The organism is Flavobacterium sp., from assembly GCF_043778725.1.
Classification (GTDB): domain Bacteria; phylum Bacteroidota; class Bacteroidia; order Flavobacteriales; family Flavobacteriaceae; genus Flavobacterium.
On sequence record NZ_JAYWFT010000061.1, the window covers coordinates 1 to 5,791 of the forward strand.

General features: G+C 31.2%; 6 protein-coding genes. 3 read left to right on the forward strand and 3 right to left on the reverse strand.

Annotated features, from left to right (window positions below; all coding sequences use genetic code 11):
- Nucleotides 1–106 precede the first annotated feature (106 nt).
- Nucleotides 107–1,156, reverse strand: a complete 1,050-nt coding sequence (locus tag ACH2CG_RS05165) for a hypothetical protein (RefSeq protein ID WP_395062886.1) — start codon at nucleotides 1,154–1,156, stop codon at nucleotides 107–109.
- Nucleotides 1,157–1,366: 210 nt separating this feature from the next.
- Here ACH2CG_RS05165 and ACH2CG_RS05170 point away from each other — a divergent pair, with 210 nt between their 5' ends.
- Entirely contained in the window at nucleotides 1,367–2,986 is a 1,620-nt protein-coding gene (locus ACH2CG_RS05170; RefSeq protein ID WP_395062888.1) for an ABC-F family ATP-binding cassette domain-containing protein, read from the forward strand.
- 106 nt (nucleotides 2,987–3,092) lie between these two features.
- Here the strand turns inward: ACH2CG_RS05170 and ACH2CG_RS05175 are convergent, their stop codons facing one another.
- The gene (locus ACH2CG_RS05175; protein WP_395062890.1) at nucleotides 3,093–3,962 is read right to left on the reverse strand and encodes a lysophospholipid acyltransferase family protein; all 870 of its coding nucleotides are present in this window, start codon (nucleotides 3,960–3,962) and stop codon (nucleotides 3,093–3,095) included.
- A 103-nt stretch (nucleotides 3,963–4,065) separates the two neighbouring features.
- Here ACH2CG_RS05175 and ACH2CG_RS05180 point away from each other — a divergent pair, with 103 nt between their 5' ends.
- Together ACH2CG_RS05180 and ACH2CG_RS05185 are read left to right on the forward strand one after the other, a co-directional pair.
- Complete coding sequence (locus tag ACH2CG_RS05180; protein ID WP_395062892.1) at nucleotides 4,066–4,713, forward strand: rhomboid family intramembrane serine protease; 648 nt, start codon at nucleotides 4,066–4,068, stop codon at nucleotides 4,711–4,713.
- A gap of 46 nt (nucleotides 4,714–4,759) precedes the next feature.
- A complete protein-coding gene (locus ACH2CG_RS05185) occupies nucleotides 4,760–5,449 on the forward strand; it encodes an SIMPL domain-containing protein (protein WP_395062894.1) in 690 nt (229 codons plus the stop codon).
- A 222-nt stretch (nucleotides 5,450–5,671) separates the two neighbouring features.
- Here the strand turns inward: ACH2CG_RS05185 and ACH2CG_RS05190 are convergent.
- On the reverse strand, nucleotides 5,672–5,791 hold a 120-nt coding region (locus tag ACH2CG_RS05190), incomplete at its 5' end, for a T9SS type B sorting domain-containing protein (protein ID WP_395062896.1).

The following is a 5,791-nucleotide window of genomic DNA, read 5'->3' on the forward strand; positions in this document are numbered from 1 at the left end:
TAAATCACTTTCTCCTCGCAAGACTAAATTTGTTTTTCCTACCCAAAAATAGTGAAAATAAATCTAATTTTATTTGTTTTTAAGCACAGTTCTTTGTTACCAGCCGTTATTCTTCATCAGGAATTAAACCAGTTTGATTTCCGCTATTTTTTTCCCAAGAATATATTGATTTCATTTTTTTCTTTTCTATAAATTCTCCGTTCCAAGGGTTAAATGAATAAACTTCAAACTTACTAATTCTACTTGAACGTCCATCAGGAATTAAATTTTCAATAGTTTCAACTTTAACACTTAAATAAAATCTGAAAACTCCATTGAAAAATTCTGGTTTCTTATAACATTCCCATCTTAAAGCACTAAATATTTCACTTGAATTATTTTCTTTGAGACCATTTTCTTTCGCAATCTCTAGAGCTTTGGTGTAATTTAATTTAAATTTTCCTTTTAGATTTTCTGGTACTTTTTCAAACCCAAATATTTGTTCGTATTGATTAGGTATAAAGTTTCCTTTACCGTCAATTTCAAATTCAATTAAATCATCATAATTGTGTTTTGAATCTAATTTTACATCATAACGAAATAGAAATTTGGTAGGAGAGAAGTTGAATTTTTCTTTCCAAACTGCGGATTCGTCATCGCTATAAACATATGAACCACTAACGCTCCAAATACAATGATTTTGCAAGAAATCAGCACCATATACTTTTATTATTAAGCTGTCAGCTTTTTTCTTCATTGAGCCTAAAGAAGAATAGAAAGGATAATCATTTTTGTTTGAAACTATCCATTCACCTTTGTCAAAATCTTCAATATAATCTAAAGAACCATCTTCATAATATTGTTTTGAAATGCCAACAGGTTTTTTTTTGGAATTGTAGAATATTGTATTATCAAGAATGTTTGTGTCATTATAGAAATATTCATAATAAACCAAATCAATACTATTGTCATATGTTTTGATAAGTCTTACATTTGGAAATCTTTCTCTAATCAGCATTTTATTATTTAGGCGTAAAGTATCAGGTTTAAATATATTATCACTATCTAAAAAATCTTTTTTAAATTCTAATATTGTTTGTTCATCAGTTTGATTCTGTCCAAAACAATAAACAGATGAAAATAGTAAAAATATATATGTTATTATTCGTTTTTTCATATAATGGCTGGTAACTCATAAACAGACGCAATCAATCCAATCACATCCAAAACAAATATACCAATTTCCTATACACTACAACCACGTAATTATACCTGTTTTTCAACAAAAAAAGGTGCGCAAACCACTGAACACTAAAAACTGAACACTGAGTACTAAAATAACAACACTTTTCCCTACTTTTGCACCGAAATTAAAATACAATAAAAAATGCTTACAGTTTCCAATTTATCGGTTCAATTTGGTAAAAGAATATTATTTGACGAAGTTAATACAACCTTTACACAAGGCAATTGCTATGGTGTGATTGGTGCTAACGGTGCAGGAAAATCTACTTTCTTGAAGATTCTTGCTGGCGATATTGACCCAACTTCGGGTCGTGTATTTCTTGAACCAGGAAAACGGATGTCGGTTTTAAATCAAAACCACAATATGTTCGACGAGAATACGGTTTTAGAAACTGTAATGATGGGAAACAAAGTACTGTTTGCCGTGAAGTCAGAAATGGATGCTTTGTATGCCGATTATACCGATGAAAATGCCAATAGAATAGGAGAGTTGCAAGTGCAATTTGAAGAAATGAATGGTTGGAATGCCGAATCTAATGCTGGTGCCATGTTATCCAACCTTGGAATTTCTGCCGATATGCACTACAGTTTGATGGGCGAAATTGAAGGAAAAATGAAAGTTCGTGTGTTGCTAGCACAAGCTCTTTTTGGAAATCCTGATGTTTTGGTAATGGATGAGCCTACCAATGACTTGGATTTTGAAACTATTTCTTGGTTAGAAAATTTCCTTGCAAATTATGAAAATACAGTAATTGTAGTTTCTCACGATAGACACTTTTTAGATTCTGTTTGTACACATATTTCAGATATTGATTTCTCAAAAATTAATCACTATTCTGGAAACTATACTTTTTGGTACGAATCAAGTCAATTAGCAGCGAAACAAAAAGCACAACAAAATAAGAAAGCCGAGGAGAAAAAAGCAGAATTGGAAGAATTTATCCGTCGTTTTAGTGCGAATGTGGCAAAATCTAAACAAGCAACTTCTCGTAAAAAGATGATTGACAAATTAAATCTAGATGAGATTCGTCCGTCAAGTCGTCGTTATCCTGCAATTATATTTGATGTTGAAAGAGAAGCTGGAGATCAAATTTTACATGTTCAAAATCTTGCTGCGTCTGTTGATGGTGAAGTTTTGTTCAAAAACGTAGATTTGAATATGGCTAAAGGAGATAAAGTAGTTATTTTCTCTAAAGATTCTCGTGCAACGACAGCTTTTTATGAAATCTTAAACGGAAATCAAACTGCTGATGCTGGTGAGTTTAATTGGGGAATTACTACCAATCAATCATATTTGCCCAATGATAACAGTCAGTTTTTTACCGATGGCGATTTAAATCTTGTAGATTGGTTGCGTCAATTTGTAAAAACAGAAGAAGAACGTGATGAAGTTTATGTTCGTGGTTTTTTAGGAAAAATGATTTTCTCTGGAGAAGAAGCCCTAAAAAAATGTACGGTTCTTTCTGGAGGCGAAAAAGTGCGTTGTATGTTGTCTAGAATGATGATGATAAGAGCCAATGTCTTGATGCTTGATGAGCCAACAAATCACTTAGACCTAGAATCGATTACTGCTTTTAACAACTCGCTTAAAAACTTTAAAGGATCGGTATTATTTACAACACATGACCACGAGTTTGCACAAACAGTCGCCAACAGAGTTCTAGAAATTACACCAAACGGTGTTATTGATAGGTACATGACATTTGATGAATATCTAGATAACGAAGGCGTTAAAGAATTGAGAAAGAAAATGTACAATTAAGTACGAGATTTGAAATACGAAGTACGAAGTATTTAAAAAAAGGTCTAAATTTTTAAATTTAGACCTTTTTTTATTGAATACTGTACTTAAAACTGACAACTGAACACTATTTCTTATGTTTCCAACGTTTGTGTGTCCATAAGTAAAATTCAGGAGCATCGTAGATTTGTTGTTCTACTTTACGCATAAACTCTTCTGATATTTTAAAATCGGGTACCGACCTTACATCTTCAGAAAGCACTTCGAAAGTTGCTTCATAATAGCCACGTTTTACTCTTTTTCCTTTTAAGAAAATGACATTCATATCATATCTTTTCGCTAAGGTTTCTGCACCAGTATGTATAGGTGTTTCGTTTCCTAAAAAAGTGCTCCAGTACATTGTGTCAGATCGTCTTGGCGTTTGATCACTTGCAAAACCATAAACACCCAAAATATTATTTTTTGCATTATATTCTATTGTGGGTTTGGTCTCTTTGGTAGTTATTAAAACCGCTTTAAATTTAGATCTAATGTCTTTTACTAACTTGTCAAAATACTTGTTAGCAATTTTTTTATAAATTCCATATCCAATAAAATTAATATGATGATTCATTGATATTGCCCATTCATAACTAGCATAATGCGCACACATCAACGCGATACTTTTTCCTTTTTTTTCTAATTCTAAATACGTTTCAATATTGGTAAAAGTATATCTTTTATTAATTTGTTTTTGGGTAATAGTCATTGTTTTTGCCATTTCAAGAAACATATCGCACAAGTAATGGAATGATTTTTTCTCAATTTCAAGTCGTTCTTTTTCCGATAAATGTGGTAATGCTATTGCAAGATTCTCTCTAACCGTTTTTTTTCTATAACCAATTACATGATAAACGAGTAAGTAAATAAAATCTGAAAATAGATAAAGCAAGCGAAAAGGCAATATCGAAATAAGCCATAAAATAGGGTAGATAAGTATATAAAGTACAAACTGCATTTGGGTATTTTTATGCAAATATACATTTTATGTTAATTTTATAACTTTGCTTTAACAAAACCTAAACAACAATTCTTATTTTTACCTAAAATAAATTTATATTATGAATTTCAATCTGTTTTTAATTGCCATAATCGCAATTAATGTAATTGTTAGTTTTAAAGGATTTGAAGACTTATCTTTTTTTAGAAAATATAAGTTTCACGTAGGAAGTATTCGCGCTGGCGAACAAATAAGAATGATAAGTTCGGGTTTTCTTCATGCAGACGTTCCTCATTTGGCGTTCAATATGCTAAGTCTTTATTTCTTTGCGCCTGTTGTTTATGGAATGCTAAATAATTTTTCATTTGTTTTAATCTACTTTGCAAGTTTAATTTTTGGAAGTTTATTGACAATGATTTTTCATAATAATGACTATAGTTATAGTGCCGTTGGTGCATCTGGTGCTGTTACCGGAATTATTTATTCGGCTATTTTATTAGATCCAACTCTAGAAATCTATCTATTTTTTATTCCAATTCCAATTCCTGCCTATCTTTTTGGAATAGGATATTTACTTTATTCCATATATGGTATGAAAGCTAAAAACGACAATATTGGACACACTGCACATTTTGGCGGCGCCATTGGAGGATACATTTTTACATTAATGAAAAAGCCTTCAATATTTGTTGACAATACATTTATGGTTGTTATTTTGGCAATTCCAATCATAATATTATTTGTAATGGCAAAGCGAGGAAAATTATAATTGGCACAACTTTTGAAAACACTTATATAAATTAAATAATAGTATTATGAAAAAAGCAGTATTAATTCTAATCACAATGTTCGCAACCATGTCACAAGCACAAGAACAAAAACAAGTTCCTCAAATTTCAGTTTCTGGAGAAGGAAAAATTAATGTAAAACCAGATCAAGTTGTTATCAATTTCGGAGTCGAAAATATAGGTAAAGATGCATCAGAAGTAAAAAAACTCAACGATGAAACTGTTGATAAAGTGGTTAAATTCATTAAGAAATTTGGTCTTCCAACTTCCGATTTTCAAACAACCAATGTTAGTCTGAATAGAAATTACGATTACGATAAAAAGAAATACAATTATCAAGCATCACAGTCAATTTCAATTACTTTAAAAGACATTTCAAAGTATGACAGTCTAATGATGGGACTTGTTGACAACGGAATTAACAACATCACAAATGTAGAATTTAAATCGTCTAAAATTGAAGATTTTAAATCTGAAGCAAGAAAATTAGCAATAAAAGATGCCAAGCACAAAGCCGAAGACTATGTTTCTGTACTAAATCAAAAAGTAGGAAAAGCAATTCTAATCAACGATAATACGCAAACATATTTTCCTCAACCAATGTTTAAAGGAGCATTGATGAATACAATGGCAGACGAAAGTGCACCTAAACAAACATTAGCCGTTGGTGAAATTGAAGTTACAGCCAACGTTTCAGTAAGTTTTATTTTAGAATAAGAAGCGAATGGCTTGGGCTTTACAGCGATGCCTATTCCTGCTGTCCGTTCTATCTTTCACAAAAAAAGCTCCTTTAAAATGGAAGCTTTTTTTATGAAAGGATGCCACTACCATCAGGGCTAAACTGTAATGGTCTTCTATAAAATTAGTAATTCTAATAACTATTTTCTAAACCAAAAAAAAGGATTCCAATTTAGGAATCCTTCTTTACAAACTTATAATTTATCGTTTCAAAGCAAAGTGTGCTCTAAATTGTTTTAATGCGTCGGCTTCGTTATAGTCAACCGTAAACCAATAATCTGTTGATATCATTAGGTTACCGTTATAAGTTCCGTCCCAACC